Genomic DNA, 25,169 nt, shown 5'->3' with positions numbered 1-25,169 from the left:
TCATCAGATGCTGGCCTCCACCCAGCCAGCATCTTGAATCACAAACCACCTTCTTTGGGAATCCTACGATTCGCTCAAGATAGGAAACGCTCTAGATGTCGCGTCCCGGCATTGGCCGTTGAGGGCTTAAGCCGGCAGCCGAAACCATAGGCTGCGCCGGCAAACCCGCGCAGTCGGTGCGAGCCGGTCTAAGTCGGTGGAACATCTAGAAACGCCACGTTGCGCCCAGAACCGGACCGCTTAGGCGCGTGTCGTAGACATGGCCGCCGCTGTCATAGTCGACATCGAGCACCTTGTACCCTGCTGACACGGAAAGACGGTCGGTGACGACGTAGTTGGCCGTTCCAAGCACTGACCAGGTGAAGTCGGAGCCCGCACCGAAGCCGCCGATATCGGCCTGCCCCTGCAGAGACAGCTTTTCCGTCACGGGCACGAATGCGCGCAGCCCCACCACGGGATCCACCCAGCCGAAGCTTTCGCCATGGCTGGCGGAGCGGCTGCCAATGAGGGCGTGACTCGCAGTAACCGTGACGTCGTTTGAAATGTGCCAGAAGCGTACGCCGCCGAGCGCGTCGAGAGTGAATTGCGGCGTGTCGATGACGCGGTAGCCGCCCTGAAGCGTGGCCATGAACTGCTTGCTGTCGACCTTGGCATCGACGTTCGCGCCCGCCGGGATCGGCACGCCCAGGCCCGGAATCTGCATCGCCGGCAACGGACCGGAACCGTGTCCGTCCGATGTGTCGACATACATCACGTCGCCCGAGAAGACGAAGCGGTCATAGCGTCCCCACACATTGACGAAGCCGCCGAAATTGAGATCGTCCATGACGTCGGAGAACGATTTTTCGACGTGCATCGTCGGGCCGCGCTGGAACGGCGAGATGTTGCCCTCAAGGCCGGCGGCCCACATGTAGGGCGTGATCTGCAGCGTCCGCAGCGGGCGCTCGGTCACCTCAGGTGCCGGCTCTTCCGGAAGGTCGAGGACGGTGTCGGCGGCGTGTGCCGCCTGCAAGCCACAGAGAGACAGGGCGACGATGATGGCAAATCGGTTCAAGGCTCTTTCCTCTGTCAGGCCGAAAGCGTGTTCTTGTGAATGCGCCCATCCTTCATGACGAGCGTCATCGTCCGGTCCGGATCGGCGATCAACGAGATGTCTTCGAGCGGATTGCCGTCGACGACGAGAATGTCGGCATAGGCTCCGGCCTCGATGCGGCCGAGCCTTGCCGGATAGGGATTGCGCGGACCCGACAGAGCCGCAAGTTCGGCATTGCCGCTGGTCAGGAGGCGCAAGACGTCCGCATTGTCGTACCAGCGGGCAAACTTGGCGAGTTGCCGCCCTTGCGTCGCGGTTCCCTTCGGGTTGAACAAGATGTCGGTGCCGAGTGCCATGTTGACCCCGTGCTTGCGCCCCAGTTCGACCGCCCTGGCTGTGCCCTCGGCGATCTGCTGCTGCTGCGCCCGCTGCTCCGCCGAGGCATAGGTGTTGGCATCCTCGTCGGCAAGAAAGGGTTGGATGCTCCACCACGCGCCCGCATCCGCTATGCGCTTGACCGTCTCGTCGTCGGCCAGTTGGCCGTGCTCGATCGATTTCACCCCGCAGGCGAGCGCCCGCTGCACGGCGGCAGCCGTGTAGGCATGGATGCAGACATATGTGCCCCAATCCGCGGCTGCGCCCACCGCCGCCTTCATCTCGGCTTCCGAATATTGCAGGGCATCGACAGGATCGTAGGACGAGGCCACTCCACCGCCGCCCATGATCTTGATCTGGCTGGCTCCGAGCATCAGCTGCTCGCGTACCCGGCGAAGCACTTCCGCCTCACCGTCGGCGATCGCCGAAATGCCTGCTTGCTCCGCAGTGCTGAGATCGCTCTGCGGCGTACGCGGCAAATCCGTGCGCATGCGAAAGTCGCCGTGCCCGGACGTCTGCGAAATCATGGCGCCGGAGGGATAGATGCGTGGTCCCGCAATGCGCCCCTCGTCGATGGCGCGCTTGAGGGCAAACGATGGCCCTCCCACATCCCTGACCGTGGTGAAGCCACGCAACACGGTGCGCTCGGCCTCTTGGGCGGCGACGAGATGGACATAGGGGATATCGGCGGTCATCGCCACCATCTGGGAGATGCCGGCAAGGATCGAATGCCAATGCGCGTCGATCATGCCCGGCATCAGCGTGCGTCCGCCGCAGTCGATCACGTCGGCATCGGCGACCGTATCCGCGGATGCGACCAGGGCCTTGATGAGCTTGCCTTCAATCAGCACGCCCTGGCCCTCGACGCGCTTGCCATTCGTGCCGTCGAAGATGCTCACGTTCGTCAGCAGGATCGGCTTTGTCGCGGTTTGCGCGAAGGCAGGGCTGACGATGCCGAGGACAGGGGCGGCAAGGCTTGCTGCAACCCCCTTCAGCACCGAACGGCGCGACAGCCCCGTATCGAGGCGTGCAAGCAGCTGCTGCGCTTGCGGGCTGTGGCAGGCGCAGCCCTTGCCATGGGCCAGGTGCTGATATCTCGGACCAAAGCGAAACAACAAGATTCGTCCCCTCTCACGCGTTCAATCGTTCTATGCCAATCCGGCGAAGATCAATCAACTCATCAAGTCGGCTGGCTTCCAATAGGCGGCCGGCCTGATAGTAGTCGAGCAGTCGACCGGAAATTGAGGGCAAGAGAAGCCATGATCTTGAAAAAACGTTCATTCGCCGCTGTCTGCACCGCTGCGCTCATGGCAACGACCATGCTGGTTGTGCCGGCGGCTGAAGCTTGCACGCGCTTCGTCTATCATGGTGCGAACGATGAAGTTATCACCGCGCGTTCCATGGACTGGAAGCTCGATGTCGGCACCAATTTGTGGGTGTTCCCGCGTGGCATGAAGCGGTCCGGAGAGGCCGGGCCGAATTCGGTCGAGTGGACGTCGAAACATGGCAGCGTCATAGCAACCGGCTATGACATCTCGACAACCGATGGCATGAACGAGGCTGGCCTTGTCGCCAACGTGCTATGGCTGGTGGAATCCTCCTACCCGGAATACGACGGCAAGAAGCCAGGCCTGACGATCGCGGCGTGGGCGCAATATGTACTCGACAATTTTGCGACCGTGCAGGAAGCGGTCGATACGCTGGCCAACGAACCCTTCACCGTCGTCACCGACAGTGTTCCTGGCGAAGAGAGGCTTGCGACCCTGCATCTCTCGCTCTCGGATGCCAAGGGCGACAGTGCCATCATCGAGTATATCGACGGCAAGCAGGTCATTCACCACAGCCGCGATTATCAGGTGATGACAAACTCCCCGGTCTTCGAAAAGCAGCTTGCGCTGAACGAATACTGGAAACAGATCGGCGGCACGGTCATGCTGCCTGGCACCAATCGCGCTTCCGACCGCTTCACGCGCGCCTCCTTCTATGTGAACGCGATCCCGAAGAGCAAAGACCCGGTCGAAGCGATCGCAAGCGCCTTCAGCGTGATCCGCAACGTGTCGGTTCCTTTTGGCATCACCACGCCGGATCAGCCCAACATATCCTCGACGCGCTGGCGCACCGTATCCGACCACAAGCGCAAGCTCTATTTCTTCGAGTCGGCGCTGACCCCGAATGTCTTCTGGGTCGACCTCACCAGGCTTGATTTCACCGCGGAGACCGGCAAGGTGATGAAACTCGACCTCGGCCCCAACCAGGCGCATATCTACGCGGGCATGGCCAACGATCAGTTCAAGGAAACCGCACCTTTCGAATTCCTGGGGCTTTGAGCCAAAGGCACGATGCGTCTTGTGCCGATGTCGGCATAAGACGCATCGGACGGCGGCACCGTTTGGCCAGGCAGCGAAGACAGATCGGCGCGGCGGCGGTCTCGTCAGTGTTGGACCAGCCGCTAGAGCAGCGGACGCACCTGCTCGGCAAGGCCGCCCCAGTCGGCCAGCGCCATCAGCCCGTCGATGTCGAGCACGGTGCATCCGCCGTCGCGCCATTGCACCAGCTTGCGATCGATCAGCTTTCGGATCGTCTTGTTGGTGTGGACCAGCGAGAGACCGAGCGTGTCGGCAACATGTTGTTGCGTGATTGGAATATCGACCTTGCCCTTGCCGTTCATGCCGACCTTGCGTGCCCGGCTCGCGATGAAGGCGAGAAGATAGGCGGCCCGCTCCAAAGCCGAGCGGCGCCCGATGCTGAGCAAGGCCTCGTCGAGCATGCGCTCCTCGCGCGCGGCGATCCATGTGATGTCGTAGGCGAGACCAGGATAATCGCGATAGAGCGCCATCAGCCTGTCGCGTTCGAACATGCACAGCAGCATGGGTGAGAGTGCTTCGACCGAGTGCTGCATCTCGCCCATCAGGCTTCCCTGAAGCCCGATCATGTCGCCCGGCAGCACGTAGTTCAGGATCTGCCGCCGCCCGTCCTCCAGCAGCTTGTAGCGAAAGCCCCAGCCCGACAGCACCGTGAAAAGATGCGCGCTGTTGCTGCCTTCCGACAAAAGCGTTGCACCCTTGTCCACCGCCAGTTCGCCCCGCTTGAAGCTGCTGACGAAAGCCAGTTCCGGCTTCTCGAATTCCCTGAACGCCGGCATCTGCCGCAACGGGCAGCTCTCGCACGGAACCTGCCGCGTCACCTCGGTTGAGTCACCCCGCCCTGTCATGCAACCTCCTGATTGTGCTCGGCAACGCCGCGGCCGGATAAAGGTTCCGGAGCGTCCCGACCATGTCTTTTTTAAATGACACAGGCTGCGACTACCGCCATCTTCGGCTGCGATTCCATGGAGTGTCAGCCACGTGCCAGCCCCGCTTTCAGGACTGCGTATCCTTGTGCTTGAAGACGAGGCGTTGATCGCGCTCGATGTCGACCAGCTCTGCCGCGACCACGGCGCCGAGGACGTCATCCTCGCCGCCAACCTGCGCGAAGCCCAACTGGCCGCGATGCCCTATGACGTCGCCATCATCGACGTCATGCTGGACGGCGAGCCGACGCTCGACTTTGCACGCAGCATCCAGGCCGCCGGCGTTCCTTTCGTCTTCGCCTCGGGATACGACCAGCTGGACGAACTCTTTGCCGGCTTCCCGGATGTCCGGCTGGTCAGCAAGCCCTACTCCGGCGAAGACCTCGTCGAGGCCGTCACCGCGAGCATCCGCAAGCTCTCGGCGTCAGCTGACGGTTGAGCCCATGACCTGGGCGGCGATCGCGTCCGGCCCGTAGTCGGCTTCGCCCGAAATGTCGAGGATCTCCTGCAGCCTGTTGCGGGCGCGGCTGACGCGGCTCTTGATCGTGCCCACGGCGCAACCGCAGATGTCCGCCGCCTCTTCGTAGGAGAAACCCGACGCGCCGATCAGGATGATCGCTTCGCGCTGGTCTTCGGGAAGCTGCTCCAGCGCCTTGCGGAAATCGTCGAGGTCGAGCCGGCCGGGCTGGCTCGGATGCACCGCGAGCCGCGCCGTCAGCAGGCCGTCGCTGTCCTGCACCTCGCGTCCGCGCTTGCGCATCTGCGAGTAGAACTCGTTGCGCAGGATGGTGAACAGCCAGGCCTTCAGGTTGGTGCCGGGCTGAAAGCTCGACTGCTTGTCCCACGCCTTGACCAGCGTTTCCTGGACAAGGTCGTCCGCCCTGTCGGCGTTCTGCGACAGCGACATGGCAAAGGCCCGCAGGCCAGGGATCGCCGCGAGCAAGTCGCCTTTGAAACCAAGGGATGCTGCCATGCCTGCTCAGTCCTTCTGCTGTGCGGGTTCAGCTTCTTCCAGCTGGCTGAGCAACTGTGCGAAACGATCCGGCACGTCGTCGGACACCAGGTCATCGTAATATTGTTTGAGTTTTCTGCCGATTTCGGAATTGGCCCCGAGAGGTTCGCCGTCGCGGCGATGAATCGGCCCGGCGTTGCTGACGCCACTGGTCTGCCTGGTCATATGCTTGCTTTGCCCTTTTGCACCGTCAGACGTCCCGCTCCCGATATGACGGCGCGCAACTACCTTGTCCGGTTTCCCGAATTTTGCACCCAACTCCCCAAATGCGGATAGGTTCCACGAGAGAGGAACTTTTGCACAGGCAACGCGTTGTGCCTCGCTTCCATGAAGATATGACAGCGTCACATGAGGGAAACGTCTAACATGACCCTATCCACGAGAATTGCACCGCACCTGCCCTATCTCCGTCGCTTCTCGCGTGCGGTTTCAGGCTCCCAGGCAAGTGGTGACGCATTGGTGGCCGCGATGCTCGAAGCGCTGATCGACGACATTGACGTGTTCCCGTCCGCCTCCAATGACCGCATCGCGCTCTACAAGGTCTTTGCCCGACTGTTCACCTCCGTTTCGATCCGGGTCCCGCAGGAGCAGTCGCCTTTGGCATGGGAAAAACGCGCCGCGGCCAACCTGTCGGCGATCGCCCCGCGCCCGCGCCAGGCCTTCCTTCTTGTCGCCGTCGAAGGTTTCAACGACGTCGAGGCGGCCGAGGTGCTCGATACCGACCAGGAAGAGTTCGCCCTGTTGCTGCAGGAGGCGAGCGGCGAGATTTCGCGCCAGGTCGCAACCGACATCCTGATCATCGAGGACGAGCCGCTGATTGCCATGGACATCGAGGAGATGGTGGAAAGCCTCGGCCATCGCGTCGTCGGAACGGCGCGCACCCACGCCGAGGCAGCCGCGCTGTTCAAGCGCACGCGGCCGCAGATGATCCTCGCCGACATCCAGCTCGCCGACGGCAGTTCCGGCATCGAGGCCGTAAACGAGATGCTGGCGGCACGGCCGCTGCCGGTGATCTTCATCACCGCCTTTCCCGAACGCCTGCTGACCGGCGAACGCCCCGAGCCGGCGTTCCTCGTCACCAAGCCGTTCAACCCCGAAATGGTCAAGGCTCTGATCAGCCAGGCATTGTTCTTTGACAGGCAGGCAAAGGCTGCGGCATAGCGCTTTTTACAACCGCCCCAGGGAACCAACCTTGGGGCGGCACGTTTTTCATTCATCATTTGAAGGAGATAGATCATGCTTTATTGGGCGCTCGTATTCCTTGTCGTTGCGATCATCGCCGGCGCCCTTGGCTTCGGCGGCATCGCCGGAACGTCTGCCGGCATCGCTCAGATTCTGTTCTTCATCTTCCTCGCCTTCCTGGTGATCTCGCTGATCGCAGGTCTGTTCAGGCGCGCATGATGTCGCCGACACGCTCGTCAAGATGAAGAACCCTCCCGAAACTGGAAGCCGGCCCCCTCAGTCGGAGTCCAGCGCCGCCGGGTAGCGCTCCTCAAAGAAGCGTTGCCCGGCGGTACCGTTTCAGCCGTACCGGAATGCCCGCATCGCGTCACCGCAAGGCCGAGGAACCAACGAAGGCGGCTCGTCCATGGCCAATCCCTCACCAGCAATGGGAAAAAGCTCGAGACTGGACGCCGCCTTTTTGCATGCCTCCCGCAATGCCGGAATTGCCGTCCTCTACCAGGATCGCAAGCTGCGGACCGTGTGGTCGCACAATCTCCAGCCGCCATGGCAGGACGTCATCGGGGGACATGGAACCGACGGCAACCTGCTGCCGCCGCAGCAGGCCGACCGCCTGGTCGCCGCCAAGAAGAACGCCCTCGCCACCGGCAATTCCGGCGGCCTCGAAATCAGCCTGGCCGACAAATCCTCCGGCATGCGCTGGTACGACGTCTGCATCGACGCCGACCGCTCGCCGCAGGGCCAGGTCCAGGGCGTGGTCGTTACGGTCATCGAAACCACCGAGCAGAAACGGCGCGAACAGGCATTGACCGCGCTGTTGCGCGAAGTCAGCCACCGCTCCAAGAACCTGCTCGCCATCATCCAGAGCATCGCCAGCCAGACCGGCCACTATTCCGACTCCATCGACGGTTTTCTCGAACGCTTCCGCGGCCGGCTCCAGTCCATTGCCTCGTCGCAGGATTTGGTCACGTCGTCCGACTGGCGCGGCGCCGGCTTCCGCGAACTGGTGATCGGCCAGGTCGCGCGCTGCAGCATCGACACCGGGCGCACCCTGCGCATCTCCGGCGACGACCCCTACCTCAATCCAAACGCCGCCTTGCACATTGGCCTGGCCGTGCACGAACTGGCCGTCAACTCGGCAAGCTATGGCGCCCTCGCCCGCACTGACGGCTACGTCGAGGTGACCGCCCGCTCGGCGGCGGACGCCCACGGCGCGATGCAAGTCACAGTCTGCTGGATCGAGGCGATCGGCGCGGTTCCCGACGGCGAGGTGCGCAAGAAGCGCTTCGGCAGCGTGGCGCTCGAGCGGGTCGTCCCGGCCGCGCTCGACGGCAGTGCCAAGCTCGAGATCGGCCCCGACAGGCTGGAATATCGGCTCGTTATGCCCAGGGCCAATTTCCAGCTGGATTGAGTCGGCTCGATCGGTCGGTTTCAATCGATCGAGCTATGTTTTGCGGCGGAACCTTTGGCCCCGTCTCCTCGTTTCTTGGCGAAGGTGATTTGCCATGGAACACATCGCAGCACTTCTTTTTGTCGTTTCCTGCTCGCAGGATCTCTCCGGCTGCCGGGAAATCCCGGCGCCGACACCGTTGTTCGAGGTTTTCGAGGATTGCCAGGCCGAACTGCCCAAGGCCATCGGCATCCTCGCGCCGCAGTATCCGCGCATCCTTGCCAAATGCCTCGAAGTCGACCCCGCGCTTGAGGATGATTACAACCAGCTGACCTGGAATGTGCTGCCGAACGGCACGCTCGACGCTTCTCTTTCCGTCACCAGCGTCATTGCCGCTTCCGAGCCGGCTCAACCGGGGGAAGCGTACCTTCACTGACCGAATCGCAGCGCGCATAGCCGCGGCCCACGCCGCAATCCTTGTCATGTGCGCGCGCTTGCCACCCCTAACCGCTTGAATTTACGTATGGCCTCGAAAAATGATTCCGCATGTCGAGGCGATGCGCTAAGTGTCCAACGGGACGATGTTAAAGTGAGAGGACTGATTGAATGAAGAAAGTTATTCTTGCGCTTGTAGCCGTCGTTGCAATCTCCGGCTGCACGACCACCGAACGTGACGTTGTTACCGGCACGGGCGTTGGTGCGGTCGCCGGCGCCTTGATCGGCGGCGGCAGGGGTGCGGTCATCGGCGGTGCCGTCGGCGCGGCCTCCGGCCTTCTGGTCCGCAACCTGCGCAACGGCTATTGCGAATACCGCAACAGCCGCGGCCAGATTTACACCGCGCGCTGCCGCTAAGCCTGCGGCACGACCAAATCGCCCGGCGACGGCTCTGCCCGTCGGCGGGCTTTTCTTTGCCCGAACAGCCCGCTCAGCCGCGATAGGGAATGTCGATCTCGACCTTCAGGCCGTCAGCGCCATAGGTCCGCTCGATCCTGCCATCCAGTTCGCGCGTGATGTTCATGTCGATCAGCTTGGTGCCGAAGCCGACCTTTTCTGGTTTGGTCACGCCATTGACGTTGCGTTCGGTCCAGCTGAGCAGCAACCGCCGCCCCTTTCCCTTGCCGGACAGGCGCCAGGCCACCTTCAGCCCGCCCACGGAACTGTCGCCGTCGCCATATTTCAGCGCGTTGGTCGCCAGCTCGTGGAAGGTCAGCCCCAGCGCCTGCGTCGTCGTTTCGTCGAGCTCGACGGCCTGCCCGGCGATCACGCCTTCGGGCAGTTCCTTGCCGAACACCTGGCCCAGTTCGGTGCGCAGCAATTCGCCGAGGTCGGCTTTCTGCCAGCGCGAGCGCGTCAGCATGTCCTGGGACGCCGCCATCGCCTGCAGCCGCGCCGAAAACGACGCGGAGAACTCCTCGATGTCCTTGGCGCCCGATGCCGTCTGGCGCGCCATGGCCAGCACCCGGGCGATCGAGTTCTTGATGCGATGCTTCATTTCCTGAAGCATCAGTTCCTTCTCGAGCAGGCTCTTTTCCGTCGTCTCATGCAGTTGCGCCGCCACCTGGTAGGCGCGCTGCTGATAGCGCGCCACCAGCGCGATGGCGGCAGCGAGCACCAGTCCGAACAGCCCGAGCATCAGCGGCGCGGCGCGCGGCGACGGAGGCTCGAAGGCCGTGCTGGGACGGAAATTGACGATCCACTTGCGTCCCGCCACCGTGGTCTCGCGCGTCACCGAAAAAGCCTCGGCATAGCCGGTGTCGGGCCGCGCCTGCGAGCGAAACAGCAAGCTGTCGTCATCCCGCGTCCCGTCGAACACCTCCACCGCCACAGGCAGCAACGGCGCCTTGCCGAGTGCTGCCTGGAACAGCTCCGCGGTACGGAACGCGACATAGAGGAAACCGGCCGGTGCCGCCCCTTCCCCCTCGGGCCGGTCGACACGCGCAAACACCAGAATGCCCGGTTCCCGCACGCCGTCCTTGCTTTGACCGAGCAGGACGCGCCCTGTCCCGCGCGGATCGCCCTTGGCCGCCATCGCCGCCTCGATTGCCGGGCGGCGCAGGGAATCGGTGGCCATGTCGAAACCCATCGCGTCGAGGCTGGCCTTGCTCATCGGCTCGAACAACACCACCGGCGCGCGCCAGTTCAGGCTGGTTTGAGGGAACGGCTTGCGGTCGATGCCATAGCCGGCCTTCAGATCGCGGGTGATCGCGTCGTCCTGGCTGGCCTCGGCAAAGCGGAGGAAACCGATGCCGCGCAGGCCGGAAAAACCCTTGGCAACGCCGAGCGAGGTGAAAAAGGCGCGAAACTCGTCGCGCGAGATGTTGCCCTTCTGGGCGGCAAACATCGCCTGCGTTGCATGCAGCAGGGCGAGGTCGAACTCGATCCGACCCTCGATGCGGTTGAGGGCGTCGTCGGCCACCGACTGGAACTTGATGCGAGCCGCCTCGATGGTGGCGAGATAGACGAGCCCCGCCATCGTCAGGCTCACCAGCGTGACGCCAACAAAGATCAGGCTTGGAAAGTACTTTCTCAATTCTGGCCGGCTCGTCTCACTCCTCGCTCATTAAAGCATGATCGCGAAAAGTCGAAACTGCTTTTCGCGATCACACCTTGAGGTGGTGAGCAGGCTCCGCCGGTTGGCGCGGAACTCAGGCTGCGATTTGCATCGCGCCAGGCCCAGGAATCGCCCCGGGCGGGCACTTGCCGAGGATGATCATGCCGAGCACCTCGTCCTTGGTCACGTCCTGGGTGCGGGCGGTGCCCACCACCTGGCCGTTCTTCATCACGCAGACGCGGTCGGCAAGGTCGAACACGTCGTGGATGTCGTGGCTGATCAGGAAGATGCCGATGCCATCGGCCTTGAGCTGCTTGACCAATTCGCCGACCTGGGCCGTCTCCTGGGGCCCGAGCGCTGCCGTCGGCTCGTCCATGATCAGGATGCGGGCGTTGAACAGGATGGCCCGCGCAATCGCCACCGATTGGCGCTGGCCGCCCGACAGCTTGCTCACCGGCTCCTTGAAGCGCTGGAAGCGCGGGTTGAGCCGGCCCATCACCTTGCGTGCCTCGGCCTCCATGGCGACGTCGTCGAGCGTGCCGTAGGCGGTCATGATCTCGCGTCCGAGGAAGAGGTTGGCGGCGGCATCGACATTGTCGGCCAGCGCCAGTGTCTGGTAGATCGTCTCGATGCCGTATTTCTTGGCGTCGCGCGGGTTGGAGATCGATGCCTCCTCGCCGCGGACGAAGATCGCGCCGCTGTCGCGCTTGTAGGCACCCGACAGGATCTTGATCAGCGTCGACTTGCCGGCACCGTTGTGGCCAAGCAGCGCCACCACCTCGCCGGGATAGAGATCGACCGAGGCATCGTCGACGGCGCGAATGCCACCGAAGGCGATGGAAATGTTCCTGAGGTCGACGAGCGGGATACGGGTCTGTTCCATGATCTTGGCTCCCGGATTTCGTTAGACGCGCTTGCGGTAGAGCGTGTCGAGCCACACGGCCACGACCAGCACCAGGCCGACAACGATGTTCTGCAATGGCGTGTCGAGGCCCAGCAGCACCATGCCCGACTGCAGCGATTGCATCAAAAGCGCGCCGAGCATGGCGCCGGCCACCGTACCCGAGCCGCCCGCAAGCGACGTGCCGCCGATGACCGCCGCGGCGATGACCAAAAGCTCGTCGAGCGTGCCCATGACGTTGGTCGAGGCGTTCTGGCGCGCCGACGAGATGGCGGCGCTGATCGCCGTCAGCAGGCCCATGATCATGAAGATCTTCATCGTCACCCAGCGGGTGTTGATGCCGGCGAGTTCAGCCGCCTCCGGATTGCCGCCGATGGCGAAGACATAACGGCCGAAGCGCGTGCGGGTGGTGATGAAGGTCATGATGACGCCGATGGCGACGGCGATCAGGACGGGAATGGCGATGCCGTGGGCGATGAACAGGCCGCCCTCGGGGATGGTGATGCCATTGGCCTCGGCGTATCTGCGCACGATGCCGATCGGCCAGGGGTACGAATTGGCGACCCAGATCGCGCCGAGGATGGCGCCGCAGGTGACTGTCCCGAGGAACACTTCGGCCCAGACGGGACGCAGCGGGAACTTGAAGCGCTGGCGCTGGCGGCGCCCGTTGAGCAGCATCACCACCACCGCGACACAGGCGACGACCGCGATGATCCAGCTGGCAGTCGCCCCGATGGAACCGGCCGGACCGCCGCCCATCAGTTGGAAGGTCGGGTCGAGCGGCGCGACCGTGCGCCCCGACGTGACCCACCAGGCAGCACCGCGCCACACCAGCAGCCCGCCCAGCGTGACGATGAAGGCCGGAATGGCGAGATAGGCGATCAGGAAGCCCTGGAAGGCGCCGATGACAAGGCCCATGGCGAGGCCGACGCACAGCGCGATGACCCAGATCCACGGGTCGCCGAGCGGCAGGCCGATGATGCGCGGCAGGAACTCGGCCTGTGTCACGCCCATCACCATGCCGATGAAGCCCTGCACCGAACCGACCGACAGGTCGATGTTGCGGGTCACGATGACCAGGACCATGCCCGTCGCCATGATCGCCACCGAGGCCGACTGGACCGACAGGTTCCAAAGGTTGCGCGGCGTCAGGAACAGCCCGCCCGAGAGGATGTGAAGCCCGACCCAGATCAGCAGCAGCGCGCCGATCATGCCGAGCATGCGGGTGTCGATCTCCGTGTCGCGGAGAAAGCGTCCGACAAGGCTGAGTTCGGTCGTTCGCGCTCGGTCGGCCGGCGCGTTGGTTGTCGTGTCTGTCATTGTTACCTCCCGACCGGATGGCCGTCTAAGCGGCAGCCGGTGTGCGCATGATAGGGTCAATCCGCCATGTCATGAAGCGGGCGCTTTTGAAAAACGCCGCGGCAAGCCGCGGCGTTTGACCGATCGGATGAAGCCGATCCTCAGTTGCAGGCAGCGACCGAACCGGCGGCCACGCCCTGGCAGACCACGTCCTTGCCAACCCAGCCGGCGTCGATGACGACGTTGAGGTTGTCCTTGGTGATTGGAACCGGCGTCAGGAACACCGAGTTCAGCTCGAGGCCGCCTGGCGTCTTGAACTTGGTGACGTTGGCGATCTCTTCCATCTTCTTGCCGTCGGCGAGCTGCGAGGCGATTTCGGCGGCGTTCTTGCCGAGTTCGCGCGCGTCCTTCCACACCGACACGGTCTGCGTGCCGAGCGCGATGCGGTTCAGCGCAGCATGGTCGCCGTCCTGGCCCGACACCGGCACCGAGCCGGCAAGGCCCTGCGCCTGGAGGGCTGCGATCGCGCCGCCGGCGGTGCCGTCGTTCGAAGCCACGACCGCGTCGATCTTGTTGTCGTTGGCGGTCAGGAACTGCTCCATGTTCTTCTGGGCATTGGCCGGCAGCCAGCCGTCGGTATAGGCCTCGCCGACATTCTTGATCTTGCCGGCGTCGACGGCTTCCTTGAGCACTTCCATCTGGCCGGCGAACAGGAAGTCGGCGTTCGGATCGGCACCGCTGCCCTTGATGAAGACGTAGTTGCCTTCAGGCTTGGCGGCGAACACGCCCTTGGCCTGCATGCGCCCGACTTCCTTATTGTCGAAGGTCAGGTAGAAGGCGTCCTTGTTTTCGATCAGGCGGTCGTAGCCGACAACCGGGATGCCTTCGGCGACGGCCTTGTCGACGGCCGGACCGATGGCGCTGGCGTCCTGCGCCAGGATGATCAGCGCGTTGGCGCCCTGCGAGATCAGGCTTTCGACGTCCGTCAGCTGCTTGGCCGGCGACGACTGCGCGTCAGCTGAGATGTACTTGTCGCCGGCAGCCTCAATGGCGGCCTTCATGGCGGCTTCGTCGGTCTTCCAGCGTTCTTCCTGGAAGTTCGACCACGACACGCCGACGACCTTGTCCTTCGCCTCGGCAACTGCCGCAAGCGACAGCGACATGGCGACGCCCGCCAGGATGGCGGTGGTAAACTTCTTCATGATTTCCTCCCTGCGCCCAACGGGCGCGCCTGCTTCGCGATAGCCCTTGGAGAAGCTCTTTTTTTCGAGCCTCGAAAAAATAGTGACTCAACCGCCTGTCGCTGTCAACATGGTTTCGCAGCGCCCTGGTATTTTTTTCGGAGCTCGAAATAAATAAAGACATTTGCCCTCCGCTCTGTCACAATGGCTTGGCGCGATAGGGACTGCCGCATAACAAGGCAGCGCTTCGCCGGGAGGAAGACGAGCACATGTCGGTCGGCATACGTCACGACGATCTGAGACGACGCAATCGAGCTATGGTTATATCCGCAGTTCGCCGCGCCAGCCAGCCTTCGCGCACGGAGATTGCAGCGACCACCGGCCTCAGCCATTCCACGATATCGACCATCTCCTCCGACCTCATCGCCGAGGGCATCCTTGCCGAAGCCAAGGGCTTCGAACCGGCCGCCATGAAGCGCGGCCGGCCGCAGGTCGCGCTGGCGCTCGAACCCAGGGCGGCGTCCATCGTTGCCGTCGTGCTTTCGCTCAACAGCCTTTCGGCCGCGGTCATCGACTATGCCGGCAACACCATGGCCGAGGACACCCGGCGGCTGGTCACCCAGCGCATGCCCGCCGAGGCGCTGGTCAGCGAATGCATCGCCATGATCCGGCGCCTGATCGACGGCGCCGACACCTCCGCCGGGCCCGTCCTGCGCATTGCGATCGCGGTCCAGGGCATCACCGATTCCGGCTCGCGCAAGCTGCTGTGGTCGCCGATCACCCGGCACGACGACATCCCCTTCGCCGATCGCCTCGAACAGGAGTTCGGCGTGCCGGTGACGGTGGAGAACGACTGCAACATGATCGCCGAGGCCCTGCGCTGGCGCGATCCCCTCCGCTATCGCGACGACTTCATCGCCATCCTCCTGTCGCACGGCATCGGCATGGGCCTCGTCATCAAGGGCGAGTTGTTTACCGGCACCCAGTCGTCCGGCGCCGAATTCGGCCATATGATCCACCGCCCCGACGGCGCGCTCTGCCGCTGCGGTCGCCGCGGCTGCATCGAGGCCTATGCCGGCAACTATGCCATCTGGCGCAACGCCAGGCTGGGCGACGAGAATGCCGAGCCGCTGGCCGACCTCTCCGACGACGACATCACCGCTCTCGCCGATGCGGCCCGCGACCATGACGGTCCCGAGCGCGAAGCCTTCCGCAAGGCGGGCGAGGCCATCGGCTTCGGCCTCGGCTCGATGTTCGCCCTGTTCGATCCAGCACCGCTCGCCTTCGTCGGTGTCGGCGCCACGGCGTTCGACCTGATGGAGCCGCATGTGCTGTCGGCCATCGCCAAGACCGCCGGCGGCCTGCACTCGAAGGCGATCTCGTTCGACACCGAGCCCAACGAGGTTCCGCTCAAGCGCGAGGGCGCGATGATGCGCGCCCTGCTCCATGTCGACCAGGAAATCTTCGCCGCAGGCCCGGCGTCGCGACAGCCTGCGACCGACGTCGCCTAGAGCAATTCCAGGAAAAGTGTGCAGCGGTTTTCCGTCCGGAATTGCGCAAAAACAAGAGCATAGAGCGTTTTCGCGTTTCGAAGAAAAGCGGAAACACTCTAGCCGTCAGCGGGCGCTGTTTCTCTTCCTGCTCCAGGTTGAAAGGAAGGCCGCAGCGCGCAGCAAGAGCACCGACAGCACCGCCGTCACGAACGGCCATTGCAGCGGGTTCGGCTCGGGCGTCTGGCGATGGAAACTCAGGAAGTGCATGAACAGGAAATAGCCCGTGTGCAGCACGGCCAGCCCCCACAGCACCGCTGCGCCGTTCTGCAGGAACTTCCACACCGGGGAACCAAGCAGCCGGATCGAGCGGTCGTTCGAGGTCAGCATGAGCATGAGCGCATAGGCCAGCGCGGCAATGCCGAGCACGTTGGCAAGGCCGAAGCCATGCTGGAACATCACATACTCGCCCGTCTGCGGCACGATTTCGAGGCCGAAGAGCCGCGCAAGATCCCACTCGACCCAACCGCCGAGGATGACCACCGTATGCACAGTCGCCAGAAGCGTCGCATGGACGCCGGTCTCGCGCCGATAGGCGACTATTCGCAGCAAGAAGGGCCACAGGCGCGAGACTGGCCCGATCGACATGGTGATCGCCAGCATCGCCAGCGATGCGTCCGCGAATGCGCGATTCCATCTGTGCATCGGGCTCCACTGCCCGTGCACGAGGGCGAACGCGTAGACCAGCGCCGCCGAAAGGCCGATGACCACGACATGGCGCAGCAGCGTCCGGCGCCAGGCAAAGGCAACGGGCCGGTCGGCGCGCGCGGCGGGGACGGTCACTTCGGAAACTCCAATTGCGTTGCGTCTGCATGGTCCGCGCGGCGAGCCCGCATTTCATGCCATGACGCAATGGCAAGAAGCGCAATGCCAAGTGCTGCAATCAATGGCCGGATCGGGTCGAACCAGGTCATCAGCAATTCGCCTCCGAACAGCAGCATGAGCAGTTTGTTGCAGGTCGGGCATGCGATGCCGATGAAGCCCGCCACGCCGCCGGCGCCCGCCCGGCGGGCCGAACAGAAGGGGCGTCGCACGGCAACGTAGAGCCCCGAGAGCGCCGACAGGACCGCCAAGGCAGGCAGTTCCCATCCCGCGATGGGGGTCATCCGGACAAACAGCGGATTGTCCCAGAGCGCCGAGACGGTGCCCAGCGCGGCAAAGCTCAGGATGGCCATGGCCACTCCCTTGAGAACGGCACCGCCATGCCATGGCCCTGGCGGCGCGAGGTCGATGATGCGGTCACTCATGTCGTCTCTGCTCCAGCTTGGCCGGACGGCGCTTCGCACGCCGTCCGGCGGGAACCTGTCGGGATGGCCGCTGCATCAGCCCGCGGCTTGCGGAGCGCTGCCGGCGACCTCATGCGAATGGGGTTGGGTCGGATCGCCCAGCACGAGGATCGGAGACTGGCTCGGCACCCGTTCATACAGGTCGATGATGTCCTGGTTCATCAGGCGGACGCAGCCGCTCGAGACCGCCTTGCCGACGGTCCAGTATTCCGGCGTTCCATGAACGCGATAGAGCGTATCGACCTTGCCCTGGAACACGTAGAGCGCCCGCGACCCCAGCGGATTTGTCAGGCCGGGTGGCATGCCGCCCCTGTCGGCGCCCCACCGGGCGAGGCTCGGCTGGCGCGCGATCATCTCGTCCGGCGGCGTCCATTTCGGCCATTCCTGTTTCCAGCCGATGCGGCCCCTTCCCGCCCAGGTGAAGCCGGCCCGGCCGAGCCCGACGCCGTAACGCATGGCCTTGCCGTCCGGCTGGACGAGGTAGAGGTAGAAATTGTCCGTGTCGACGACCAGCGTTCCGACCGGTTCCTCGGTGACGTAGTCGACCTGTTGCCGGTAGAACTTGCTCGGCACCTTGGTCAGGTCGATTGCAGCAATGGGGAACTTCTCGTTCGGCAGCGGGCCGTACAGCGCCAGGGCATTGCTGTCGATGACCGGCGGTGCCTTCTTGACCGGCGCGACTGCGGCCGGCACGGCCGCTTGCTGGGTGCTGACGCAGCCGGACACGCCAAGCGTCCCCAGCCCGGCTACGCCGACGAGAAACCGCCGGCGGCTCAATGCGGAGCCACCTCCTGGCACCGGCGCGGCGTCCGCGGCGTTCGTTTCAAAAGTATCCGTAGTCATTGGCAGTCTCCTGGAACCATTTCCTGTATTTCGGGCGACACGCCGTCAGGGAGGTCGATGACGCGGTCGTTGATCACGTGCACGCAGCCGCTCGGCACCGGTCCACCGACCGGTGACGGCTCATGCGTGCGGGCGCTCATCATGTCGCGGTTGCCGCTGATGAGGCGCGCCGGCGCCTGGCGGGCTGGCGGCAACGCCGGCCCGTGACGCCGATATGGCGGACGCGCTCGGGCCTGGCCCAGGCGCAAGAATTCTTCGGGAAGATCATCCGTCTCCTCATCGCAACTGATTTCGGGCGGCCTCGCCGGTGCGAGGGCCGAACGGTCGGAAATCAGGCGGCGATGGGAGGCCGAAGGAGCGATACGTTCGCCACGCGACGCGGCATGGAATCTGGAAGCAGCTTCCTAAGCGTCGTGCGGATCGGCGTGGCAAGCTCGATACGCGCCTGCCACGCAGGGCAGTCGCCCAGGCAATGCGTGCTAGGTCCGCGTTCGTCGGAAGTCTCGCCGGCGCAGTGCTCCGGCGACGGCAGGCACGCGTTGTGCCCGGCGGCAGCTTCCGCCTGTGCGGTTGTCCCCGGCAGTTCGCCAATGTTCATGCCTGTGGCCGCTGCCCGCTCTAAGGGCAGTCCGTAAAGCATGGTGACCAGCACCAGAACAATGGCCGAGACAAAGTTGCGCACGAGGCGCCAGCTAGCATGAAAATGGACAATTTTTGATATCGATGACATCACGAAAACGTCATCTATGGCCTTTTAAACTACCGTTTCTGAGAAAGATTCTCATCAGCATCACGGATCACCAGTTGTTCTTTCAGAACAACTATCCTGTCGCCAGAAGGTTTTTTGCAATGGCGGCGAACCAGGCATCGCGACGCAGACGAACCGTCATGATCTGGCGCCATGCGGCCGGGCTACCACCTTGCCGGCGCAGCGATGGGCACGAACGGCGACGCCGACTGCTAGTCCTCGCGGATGGCGTAGCCGGCGCCGCGAATGGTGCGGATCACGTCGGGCATGCGCCCGGTGTTGACCGCCTTGCGCAGGCGCCCGACATGCACGTCGACCGTGCGCTCGTCGATGTAGATCGTCTCGCCCCAGACATTGTCGAGCAGTTGGCTCCGCGAGAACACCCGCCCCGGATGCCGCATCATGAATTCGAGCAGGCGGAACTCGGTCGGCCCGAGCTTGATCTCGCTTTTCTTGCGGTAGACCCGGTGCGACTCGCGGTCGAGCATGATGTCGCCGACCTTGAGGATGGACGACAGCACCTCGGGCTTCGCCCGGCGCAGCAGCGCCTTGACCCGTGCCATGAACTCCGGCGTCGAGAACGGCTTGACCAGATAGTCGTCGGCACCTGTCGACAGGCCGCGCACCCGGTCGCTCTCCTCGCCACGCGCCGTCAGCATGATGATCGGCAGCCGCTCGGTTTCCGGCCGCATCCTCAGCCTGCGGCACAGTTCGATGCCGGACAGCGCCGGCACCATCCAGTCGAGCACCAAAAGATCCGGCACGTTTTCCTGGAGACGGATTTCCGCCTCGTCGCCACGGGTGACCACCTCGACCTGGTAACCTTCGGATTCGAGATTGTAGCGAAGCAGCACGCCCAGCGGCTCTTCGTCTTCAACGACCATGACCTTTGGAGCGATCATCGCCTGTACCTTGTCCTGGCGCACGGCCCTGTCGGGCCCGTGCGTTGATTTAAGCTATGCAGCGCCCCCGCGCCAAACGCATGCGGTTTCGGAAGTCTTCAGGCCGACACGGCCGTCGTGGTCTCGTCCACCTTCGGGCGGTTGAGCGGCAACTGCGTGCCGGTGACCACGAAATAGGCGTTCTCGGCGACGTTGGTGACATGGTCGCCGATGCGCTCGAGGTTCTTGGCGCAGAACAGCAGATGCGTGCAGGCGGTGATGTTGCGCGGATCTTCCATCATGTACGTCAGCAGTTCGCGAAACACTGCAGTGTACTGGATGTCGATCTTCTGGTCGTCGGCGCGCAGTTCCTTCAGGCCTTCGGCCTGGCGCGCGACATAGAGATCGACCACGCCCCGGACCTGGCCGAGTACCAGCTGCGCCATCGCGTCGATGGAGTGCGAAAGGTTGCGCGGCGTCGGCGACTGGCCGACGGCGCCGACACGCTTGGCGATGTTCTTGGCCAGGTCGCCGATGCGTTCGAGATCGCCGGCCATGCGGATGGCGCCGACCACCGCGCGAAGATCCTGCGCCATCGGCTGGCGCTTGGCGATCAGCGTGATCGCGCTGTTGTCGAGTTCGCGCTGCTTGGCATCCATGATCGTGTCGTCGGCGACGACGTTCTGCGCCAACGCCTGGTCCGACGAAAGCAGCGCGCGGATCGCACCTGCCACCATTGCGCCGGCCAGGTCGCCCATGTCGCGGATGACCTGGTCGACATGTTTCAATTCTTCGTCGAAGGACCGGACTGTGTGCTCGCCCATGATGTGTTCCTCGTCTGGTGCTGGTCGGAGCTGCTATCGCTCAGCCGAAACGGCCGGTGATGTAGTCCTGCGTCCGCTTGTCGTCAGGGTTGGTGAACATCTTGTCCGTCGGCCCTTCCTCGACCAGGTAGCCGAGATGGAACATCGCCGTGCGCTGCGACACGCGCGCCGCCTGCTGCATCGAGTGCGTCACGATGACGATGGTGTAGTTCTCGCGCAGCTCGTCGATCAGCTCCTCCACCTTGGCGGTGGCGATCGGGTCGAGCGCCGAGCACGGCTCGTCCATCAGGATCACCTCGGGCGCAACCGCGATGGCGCGGGCGATGCACAGGCGCTGCTGCTGGCCGCCTGAAAGACCGGTGCCCGGCTCGTTGAGACGGTCCTTGGCTTCGTTCCAAAGCGCCGCCTTCTGCAGGCTCTTCTCGACGATCTCGTCTAGCTCGGCCTTGTTCTTGGCGAGGCCGTGGATGCGCGGGCCGTAGGCGACGTTCTCGTAGATCGACTTGGGAAACGGATTTGGCTTCTGGAACACCATGCCGACGCGGGCGCGCAGCTCGACGACGTCGATCTTGGGATCGTAGATGTCTTCGCTGTCGAGGGTGATCTTGCCGCCGACACGCGCGCTGTCGATGGTGTCGTTCATGCGGTTGAGGCAGCGCAGGAAGGTCGACTTGCCGCAGCCCGAAGGGCCGATCAGCGCCGTCACCTGGTTCTGCCGGACGTCGAGGTTGACGCCGAACAGCGCCTGCTTGTCGCCATAGTGAACGGTGACCTGGTCGCCACGCATCTTGATGGGTTCGTTGGGTCTGTTCATCTCGGCATTCACCGCGTCTTCGAGGGATTTCTCGGTCATGATGTTCATAGCAGGATGCTCCTTGTCCATGCCCTACCAGCGACGCTCGAAGCGGCGGCGGAGGACGATGGCGACGATGTTCATGGCCATCAGGAAGATCAGAAGGATGATGATTGCGCCCGACATGCGCTCGACGAAGGCACGCTCGGCCTCGTTCGCCCACATGTAGATCTGCACCGGCAGGGCCGTCGCCGGGTCGAAAGGCGTCTTGGGATAGTCGGCCACGAAGGCAACCATGCCGATCAAAAGCAGCGGTGCCGTCTCGCCGAGCGCACGCGCCAGGCCGATGATCGTGCCGGTCAGGATGCCGGGGGCGGCCAGCGGCAGGATGTGCTGGAACACCATCTGCATCTTCGACGCGCCGAGGCCGAGTGCTGCCGAGCGGATCGACGGCGGCACGGCGGCAAGGGCTGCGCGCGTCGCGATGATGATGGTCGGCAGCGTCATCAGCGTCAGCACCAGGCCGCCGACGAAGGAGGCCGAGCGCGGCAGGCCGAGGAAGTTGATGAACACGGCGAGGCCGAGCAGGCCGAAGACGATCGACGGCACGGCGGCCAGGTTGTTGATGTTGACCTCGATCAGGTCGGTGAAGCGGCTCTTCTTGGCGAATTCCTCGAGATAGATCGAGGCCGCGACGCCGATCGGCAGCGCCAGCAAAAGCACGATCACCATCATGTAGAACGAGCCGATCAGGGCAACGCCGACGCCCGAAGTCTCCGGCCGGCTCGACGCGCCGTAGCTGAACAGCCCGGTGTTGAAGTGCTCGGCCATCACGCCTTCGGCCTTGAGCTTGTTCATCCACTCGACCTGCTGGTCCGACACCTTGCGGCGGCTTTCCGGCACGTTGAGGTCGATCTGGCCCTTGTAGGCCGAGTCGAGATTGGCCGCGGCCAGGATGTCCACGTTGCGCGTCGTGCCGATGACCGATGGATCGGCGGCGACGATGGCGCGCAGCTGGACGCGGGAGCCGTCCGACAGGAAGCCCTTGAGCTTGCGCACGGTGGCGCGGTCGCTCGGGTCGATACCGAGCTTTTCGATCAGCGCAGCCTCGGCCAGCTTGGGATAGTTCGCCGTGATCAGCACGTTTGGATCGGTCGCCCGCTTGTTCTCGGGATCGATGATCTTTTCGTCGAAATGGACCGCCAGCGTCACCGTCGTCTGCCAGAAGGCGGTGTAGCCCTTGGAGACGATCGTGGTCAGCATGACCGCCAGGAAGGCCAGGCCGACGGCGATCGCCAGCACGCCGTAGAGACGGAAGCGGCGTTCGGCGGCATAGCGCCTCTTGAGGCCAATGTCGCGGCGCGGACGAGCCGCGGGCGAAGCAAGCGTGTCGAGCGAGATATCGGTCATTCGTACTGCTCCCGGTACTTCCGGACGATGTAAAGCGCGACGATGTTCATCACCAGCGTCAGCGCGAAGAGCGTGATGCCGAGCGCGAAGGCGACAAGCGTCTGCGGCGTGTTGAACTCGAGGTCGCCGGTCAGCTGGTTGACGATCTTGACGGTGATGGTGGTCATCGCCTCGAACGGGTTGAGCGTCAGGTTCGCCGCCACGCCCGCCGCCAGCACCACGATCATCGTTTCGCCGATGGCCCGCGAGGCGGTCAGCAGGATGGCGCCGACGATGCCCGGCAGCGCGGCTGGGAGGATGACGCGCTTGATCGTTTCAGAGCGCGTGGCGCCGAGGCCGAGCGAGCCGTCGCGCATGGCGCGGGGCACGGCGGTGATGATGTCGTCGGAGAGCGAGGAGACGACCGGGATCAGCATGACGCCCATCACCAGGCCGGCGGTCAGGATCGACTGCGCCTGGATGAACGGTGTGCCGCCGGCGAGCGCCGCGCTGATGTCGCGCAGGAACGGCCCGAGCGTGACGAGCGCGAAGATACCGTAGACGATGGTCGGGATGCCGGCGAGCAGCTCGAGCGCCGGCTTGACCACGGCCCGCACCTTGGGTGCCGCGTATTCCGACATGTAGACCGCCGACATCAGGCCGATCGGCACTGCGACCAGCAGTGCCACGAAGGCGATGTAGAGCGTGCCGGCAAGCAGCGGGATCAGGCCGAACTGGCCCTCCGCGCCACCGGAACCGGCGGCTGCGAAACGCGGGTCCCAGACCGTCCCGAAGAAGAAGTTGGTCAGCGGGATCTTCTCGAAGAACGCTATCGTCTGGAACAGCATCGACAGCACGATGCCGATCGTCGTCAGGATGGCCAGCGTCGAGGCGCCGAGCAGGCTCCACAGCATCACCTTCTCGACGTGGTTGCGTGCCCTGCCGCGCGGCGTGATGCGGCTGAGGCCGTAGACCGAACCGATCAGGACCAGCCCGATCGAAACGACCGCGACGATCATGTCGAGGCGATCGGAGACGCGGTTGGCGTCCGCGGCGATCGGGATCATGTAGTCCTGCGTGTCGGGCGCCAGCGCCACGCCCTTTGCGGCGAGCATCGGCTGCAATTCGGCGAAAGTCTGGGGCAATGCGGCAAGCGTCTGGCTGTCGAGCCGGCGCATGCCGCTGGCAAGGCTTTTGACCAGGCCCGCCGCGAGGTCTTCATGCGCCACCGTTCCGTCGGCGACGTCGGCAGGCAGGGCGGCATGGATGTGGCTGTTCAGATAGGCGCTGGCGCCGATGTCCCACGCAGCCAGGAACAGGACGGCCGGGATGACGCCGGTCAGGAACGCCAACCAGCCGTGGTAATGCGCCCGCGAGTGCGGCTTGACCGTACCGTCGTCCTGCGCGCGCGCCCTTTGCCGGCCGACCGCGAATGCGATCAGCCCGATTGCGAGTACGATGGCGAAGACGAGCAGGAAAGACATGGGCCGGCCTCGGTGAATTCGGTTCTCTGTGCCGAACGGGACAGTCGGCAAAATATTCCACGGGGCAGCGGATTTTTCCGCCGCCCCGTGGCAGTTCACAAATTACATGGTCTTGCCGGCGGTGAACGCGTCGCGCTGGGCAGCGCGTTCTGTGTCCGGAGCGGCAACCAGGCCGTAGTCGGCGAGCGGGCTTTCCGGGCCGACCATCTGGTCGTCGAGGAAGAACTCGACATATTCCTTCAGGCCCGGAATGACGCCGAGATGCGCCTTCTTGACGTAGAAGTACAGCGGACGCGACACCGGATATTCGCCCTTGGCGATGGTCTCGACCGAAGGCGTGATGCCGCCGACGGTGGCGACCTTCAGCTTGTCGGCGTTGTTTTCGTAGAAGGCCAGGCCGAACACGCCGACGCCGGTCTTGTTCGAGTCGATGCGGGCCAGCGTCTCGGAGTAGTCGCCATCGATGTCGACAGCCTTGCCGTCCTTGCGCACGGCCTTGCACGAAGCGTCAGCCGCCTTTTCGTCGAGGCCGGCAGCCTTGGCAGCTTCGACGCCGCCGAGTGCCTTGCAGCCGGCGATCAGCAGCTTCTCTTCGAAGACTTCGCGGGTGCCGTGCTTTTCGCCGGGGATGTAGGCGGCGATGTCCCAGTCGGGCAGGTTCGGGTTGACCTGGTTCCACTTGGTGTTCGGGTTCTCGACCAGCTTGCCGTCGACGACGATCTTGGCGGCCAGCGCCTTGTAGATGTCTTCGGCGGTCAGCGCCCAGTCCGGGCCGTTGACGTCGGTCGCAAAGACGATGCCGTCATAGCCGATCTTGACTTCCTGGATGTCCTTGACGCCGGCGTCGATGCAGGACTGCACCTCGTCCTTCTTGATGGCGCGCGACGAGTTGGCGATGTCGATGGTGTTTTCGCCGACGCCCTTGCAGAATTCCTTGATGCCGGCGCCCGAACCGCCGGACTCGACCACCGGGGTCTTGAAGTTCGAGAAGGTTTCGCCGAACTGCTCGGCAACGATCTTGGCATAGGGCAGAACGGTCGAGGAACCGGCAACCTGGATCTGGTCGCGGGCCGAGGCGTAGCCTACCGAGGCGGCAATCGCGAAGGCAGCCGCCGACGCAGTGAGAAGAGCTTTTTTCATTGGGGCCTGCTCCTGTTG

The 25,169-nt window shown here is 64.0% G+C and carries 28 protein-coding genes; 8 read left to right on the top strand and 20 right to left on the bottom strand.

The annotated features are described in order from the left end of the window. Positions 1–205: 205 nt before the first annotated feature. A complete protein-coding gene (locus tag GGR00_RS23685; RefSeq protein WP_246441577.1) occupies positions 206–1,054 on the bottom strand; it encodes a porin family protein in 849 nt (282 codons plus the stop codon). 14 nt (positions 1,055–1,068) lie between these two features. After that, positions 1,069–2,526: a metal-dependent hydrolase family protein gene (locus GGR00_RS23680; RefSeq protein ID WP_343065628.1), complete on the bottom strand. Its 1,458-nt coding sequence runs from the start codon at positions 2,524–2,526 to the stop codon at positions 1,069–1,071. Between the two features lie 141 nt (positions 2,527–2,667). Between GGR00_RS23680 and GGR00_RS23675 the strand changes: the two genes are divergently transcribed. Next, a complete protein-coding gene (locus GGR00_RS23675; protein WP_184701564.1) occupies positions 2,668–3,735 on the top strand; it encodes a linear amide C-N hydrolase in 1,068 nt (355 codons plus the stop codon). A 122-nt stretch (positions 3,736–3,857) separates the two neighbouring features. Here GGR00_RS23675 and GGR00_RS23670 read toward each other — a convergent pair whose 3' ends face one another. Beyond that, complete coding sequence (locus GGR00_RS23670) at positions 3,858–4,619, bottom strand: Crp/Fnr family transcriptional regulator (protein ID WP_184701552.1); 762 nt, start codon at positions 4,617–4,619, stop codon at positions 3,858–3,860. Between the two features lie 133 nt (positions 4,620–4,752). On the opposite strand from GGR00_RS23670, the gene GGR00_RS23665 reads away from it, so the two are divergent. Continuing rightward, on the top strand, positions 4,753–5,136 hold the full coding sequence (locus GGR00_RS23665) for a response regulator (RefSeq protein ID WP_055974163.1): 384 nt from the start codon (positions 4,753–4,755) through the stop codon (positions 5,134–5,136). Here the strand turns inward: GGR00_RS23665 and GGR00_RS23660 are convergent. Continuing rightward, positions 5,122–5,670, bottom strand: coding sequence for a sigma-70 family RNA polymerase sigma factor (locus GGR00_RS23660; RefSeq protein WP_055974166.1), 549 nt, complete (start codon positions 5,668–5,670; stop codon positions 5,122–5,124). The two genes, GGR00_RS23665 and GGR00_RS23660, sit on opposite strands and share 15 nt — an antisense overlap. A gap of 6 nt (positions 5,671–5,676) precedes the next feature. Continuing rightward, a complete protein-coding gene (locus tag GGR00_RS23655) occupies positions 5,677–5,874 on the bottom strand; it encodes a NepR family anti-sigma factor (RefSeq protein ID WP_184701550.1) in 198 nt (65 codons plus the stop codon). A 201-nt stretch (positions 5,875–6,075) separates the two neighbouring features. Between GGR00_RS23655 and GGR00_RS23650 the strand changes: the two genes are divergently transcribed. From GGR00_RS23650 to GGR00_RS23630, 5 genes are all read left to right on the top strand, one after another. After that, a complete protein-coding gene (locus GGR00_RS23650) occupies positions 6,076–6,870 on the top strand; it encodes a response regulator (RefSeq protein WP_055974171.1) in 795 nt (264 codons plus the stop codon). A gap of 75 nt (positions 6,871–6,945) precedes the next feature. Further along, the gene (locus GGR00_RS23645; RefSeq protein WP_018429836.1) at positions 6,946–7,110 is read left to right on the top strand and encodes a DUF1328 domain-containing protein; all 165 of its coding nucleotides are present in this window, start codon (positions 6,946–6,948) and stop codon (positions 7,108–7,110) included. 241 nt (positions 7,111–7,351) lie between these two features. Beyond that, positions 7,352–8,302, top strand: a complete 951-nt coding sequence (locus tag GGR00_RS23640) for a sensor histidine kinase (RefSeq protein ID WP_343065627.1) — start codon at positions 7,352–7,354, stop codon at positions 8,300–8,302. Positions 8,303–8,396: 94 nt separating this feature from the next. After that, complete coding sequence (locus GGR00_RS23635) at positions 8,397–8,717, top strand: hypothetical protein (RefSeq protein ID WP_055974176.1); 321 nt, start codon at positions 8,397–8,399, stop codon at positions 8,715–8,717. Positions 8,718–8,887: 170 nt separating this feature from the next. Continuing rightward, positions 8,888–9,133 carry a YMGG-like glycine zipper-containing protein gene (locus tag GGR00_RS23630; RefSeq protein ID WP_055974179.1) on the top strand — a complete coding sequence of 82 codons (246 nt, stop codon included), beginning with the start codon at positions 8,888–8,890 and terminating at the stop codon, positions 9,131–9,133. Between the two features lie 73 nt (positions 9,134–9,206). On the opposite strand, the gene GGR00_RS23625 is transcribed toward GGR00_RS23630, so the two are convergent. The 4 genes from GGR00_RS23625 to xylF form a co-directional block, all read right to left on the bottom strand. Continuing rightward, on the bottom strand, positions 9,207–10,811 hold the full coding sequence (locus GGR00_RS23625; protein ID WP_184701548.1) for a CHASE domain-containing protein: 1,605 nt from the start codon (positions 10,809–10,811) through the stop codon (positions 9,207–9,209). Positions 10,812–10,926: 115 nt separating this feature from the next. Then, positions 10,927–11,715 carry an ATP-binding cassette domain-containing protein gene (locus GGR00_RS23620; protein WP_055974184.1) on the bottom strand — a complete coding sequence of 263 codons (789 nt, stop codon included), beginning with the start codon at positions 11,713–11,715 and terminating at the stop codon, positions 10,927–10,929. Between the two features lie 21 nt (positions 11,716–11,736). Further along, positions 11,737–13,053, bottom strand: a complete 1,317-nt coding sequence (locus GGR00_RS23615) for a sugar ABC transporter permease (RefSeq protein ID WP_055974187.1) — start codon at positions 13,051–13,053, stop codon at positions 11,737–11,739. A gap of 140 nt (positions 13,054–13,193) precedes the next feature. After that, entirely contained in the window at positions 13,194–14,234 is a 1,041-nt protein-coding gene (gene xylF / locus GGR00_RS23610) for a D-xylose ABC transporter substrate-binding protein (protein ID WP_184701546.1), read from the bottom strand. Positions 14,235–14,482: 248 nt separating this feature from the next. On the opposite strand from xylF, the gene GGR00_RS23605 reads away from it, so the two are divergent. Next, entirely contained in the window at positions 14,483–15,724 is a 1,242-nt protein-coding gene (locus GGR00_RS23605) for an ROK family protein (protein WP_184701544.1), read from the top strand. A 105-nt stretch (positions 15,725–15,829) separates the two neighbouring features. Here the strand turns inward: GGR00_RS23605 and GGR00_RS23600 are convergent, their stop codons facing one another. The 11 genes from GGR00_RS23600 to GGR00_RS23550 form a co-directional block, all read right to left on the bottom strand. Next, positions 15,830–16,546: a ferric reductase-like transmembrane domain-containing protein gene (locus tag GGR00_RS23600; protein ID WP_210315117.1), complete on the bottom strand. Its 717-nt coding sequence runs from the start codon at positions 16,544–16,546 to the stop codon at positions 15,830–15,832. Next, positions 16,543–16,938 carry a hypothetical protein gene (locus GGR00_RS23595; protein WP_184701542.1) on the bottom strand — a complete coding sequence of 132 codons (396 nt, stop codon included), beginning with the start codon at positions 16,936–16,938 and terminating at the stop codon, positions 16,543–16,545. Before GGR00_RS23595 ends, GGR00_RS23600 begins: the two co-directional genes overlap by 4 nt. Before the next feature lie 147 nt (positions 16,939–17,085). Then, the gene (locus GGR00_RS23590; RefSeq protein WP_184701540.1) at positions 17,086–17,892 is read right to left on the bottom strand and encodes a L,D-transpeptidase; all 807 of its coding nucleotides are present in this window, start codon (positions 17,890–17,892) and stop codon (positions 17,086–17,088) included. Further along, positions 17,889–18,086, bottom strand: coding sequence for a hypothetical protein (locus GGR00_RS23585; RefSeq protein ID WP_184701538.1), 198 nt, complete (start codon positions 18,084–18,086; stop codon positions 17,889–17,891). The genes GGR00_RS23590 and GGR00_RS23585 overlap by 4 nt, the downstream gene beginning before the upstream one ends. A 137-nt stretch (positions 18,087–18,223) precedes the next feature. Then, positions 18,224–18,622: a hypothetical protein gene (locus GGR00_RS23580; protein ID WP_184701536.1), complete on the bottom strand. Its 399-nt coding sequence runs from the start codon at positions 18,620–18,622 to the stop codon at positions 18,224–18,226. 230 nt (positions 18,623–18,852) lie between these two features. After that, positions 18,853–19,542, bottom strand: coding sequence for a phosphate regulon transcriptional regulator PhoB (gene phoB, locus GGR00_RS23575; protein ID WP_055975374.1), 690 nt, complete (start codon positions 19,540–19,542; stop codon positions 18,853–18,855). A 98-nt stretch (positions 19,543–19,640) separates the two neighbouring features. Next, complete coding sequence (gene phoU, locus GGR00_RS23570; RefSeq protein ID WP_055974209.1) at positions 19,641–20,345, bottom strand: phosphate signaling complex protein PhoU; 705 nt, start codon at positions 20,343–20,345, stop codon at positions 19,641–19,643. A 40-nt stretch (positions 20,346–20,385) separates the two neighbouring features. Beyond that, positions 20,386–21,207 carry a phosphate ABC transporter ATP-binding protein PstB gene (gene pstB / locus GGR00_RS23565; protein ID WP_055975377.1) on the bottom strand — a complete coding sequence of 274 codons (822 nt, stop codon included), beginning with the start codon at positions 21,205–21,207 and terminating at the stop codon, positions 20,386–20,388. 24 nt (positions 21,208–21,231) lie between these two features. Beyond that, entirely contained in the window at positions 21,232–22,548 is a 1,317-nt protein-coding gene (gene pstA, locus GGR00_RS23560; RefSeq protein WP_055974212.1) for a phosphate ABC transporter permease PstA, read from the bottom strand. Continuing rightward, positions 22,545–24,011 carry a phosphate ABC transporter permease subunit PstC gene (pstC, locus tag GGR00_RS23555; RefSeq protein ID WP_184701534.1) on the bottom strand — a complete coding sequence of 489 codons (1,467 nt, stop codon included), beginning with the start codon at positions 24,009–24,011 and terminating at the stop codon, positions 22,545–22,547. Before pstC ends, pstA begins: the two co-directional genes overlap by 4 nt. A 102-nt stretch (positions 24,012–24,113) precedes the next feature. Next, positions 24,114–25,151, bottom strand: a complete 1,038-nt coding sequence (locus GGR00_RS23550; protein ID WP_184701532.1) for a PstS family phosphate ABC transporter substrate-binding protein — start codon at positions 25,149–25,151, stop codon at positions 24,114–24,116. Positions 25,152–25,169 lie beyond the last annotated feature (18 nt).

This window comes from Aminobacter aganoensis (assembly GCF_014206975.1).
GTDB classification, from domain to species: Bacteria; Pseudomonadota; Alphaproteobacteria; order Rhizobiales; family Rhizobiaceae; genus Aminobacter; species Aminobacter aganoensis.
The sequence above is the reverse complement of the archived record's forward strand: the minus strand, read 5'-3'. Positions and strand labels throughout refer to the sequence as shown.

Bases quoted from the DNA above. Each gene is read 5' to 3' on its own strand.
- GGR00_RS23590 (WP_184701540.1), bottom strand. From the start codon at position 17,892: ATGACTACGGATACTTTTGAAACGAACGCCGCGGACGCCGCGCCGGTG.
- pstB (WP_055975377.1), bottom strand. From the start codon at position 21,207: ATGAACATCATGACCGAGAAATCCCTCGAAGACGCGGTGAATGCCGAG.
- pstA (WP_055974212.1), bottom strand. From the start codon at position 22,548: ATGACCGATATCTCGCTCGACACGCTTGCTTCGCCCGCGGCTCGTCCG.
- GGR00_RS23635 (WP_055974176.1), top strand. From the start codon at position 8,397: ATGGAACACATCGCAGCACTTCTTTTTGTCGTTTCCTGCTCGCAGGAT.
- GGR00_RS23660 (WP_055974166.1), bottom strand. From the start codon at position 5,670: ATGGCAGCATCCCTTGGTTTCAAAGGCGACTTGCTCGCGGCGATCCCT.
- GGR00_RS23550 (WP_184701532.1), bottom strand. From the start codon at position 25,151: ATGAAAAAAGCTCTTCTCACTGCGTCGGCGGCTGCCTTCGCGATTGCC.
- GGR00_RS23615 (WP_055974187.1), bottom strand. From the start codon at position 13,053: ATGACAGACACGACAACCAACGCGCCGGCCGACCGAGCGCGAACGACC.
- GGR00_RS23655 (WP_184701550.1), bottom strand. From the start codon at position 5,874: ATGACCAGGCAGACCAGTGGCGTCAGCAACGCCGGGCCGATTCATCGC.
- xylF (WP_184701546.1), bottom strand. From the start codon at position 14,234: ATGAAGAAGTTTACCACCGCCATCCTGGCGGGCGTCGCCATGTCGCTG.
- GGR00_RS23580 (WP_184701536.1), bottom strand. From the start codon at position 18,622: ATGTCATCGATATCAAAAATTGTCCATTTTCATGCTAGCTGGCGCCTC.
- phoU (WP_055974209.1), bottom strand. From the start codon at position 20,345: ATGGGCGAGCACACAGTCCGGTCCTTCGACGAAGAATTGAAACATGTC.
- GGR00_RS23630 (WP_055974179.1), top strand. From the start codon at position 8,888: ATGAAGAAAGTTATTCTTGCGCTTGTAGCCGTCGTTGCAATCTCCGGC.
- GGR00_RS23620 (WP_055974184.1), bottom strand. From the start codon at position 11,715: ATGGAACAGACCCGTATCCCGCTCGTCGACCTCAGGAACATTTCCATC.
- GGR00_RS23675 (WP_184701564.1), top strand. From the start codon at position 2,668: ATGATCTTGAAAAAACGTTCATTCGCCGCTGTCTGCACCGCTGCGCTC.
- GGR00_RS23595 (WP_184701542.1), bottom strand. From the start codon at position 16,938: ATGGCCATCCTGAGCTTTGCCGCGCTGGGCACCGTCTCGGCGCTCTGG.
- GGR00_RS23650 (WP_055974171.1), top strand. From the start codon at position 6,076: ATGACCCTATCCACGAGAATTGCACCGCACCTGCCCTATCTCCGTCGC.
- GGR00_RS23605 (WP_184701544.1), top strand. From the start codon at position 14,483: ATGTCGGTCGGCATACGTCACGACGATCTGAGACGACGCAATCGAGCT.
- GGR00_RS23645 (WP_018429836.1), top strand. From the start codon at position 6,946: ATGCTTTATTGGGCGCTCGTATTCCTTGTCGTTGCGATCATCGCCGGC.
- pstC (WP_184701534.1), bottom strand. From the start codon at position 24,011: ATGTCTTTCCTGCTCGTCTTCGCCATCGTACTCGCAATCGGGCTGATC.
- GGR00_RS23670 (WP_184701552.1), bottom strand. From the start codon at position 4,619: ATGACAGGGCGGGGTGACTCAACCGAGGTGACGCGGCAGGTTCCGTGC.
- phoB (WP_055975374.1), bottom strand. From the start codon at position 19,542: ATGATCGCTCCAAAGGTCATGGTCGTTGAAGACGAAGAGCCGCTGGGC.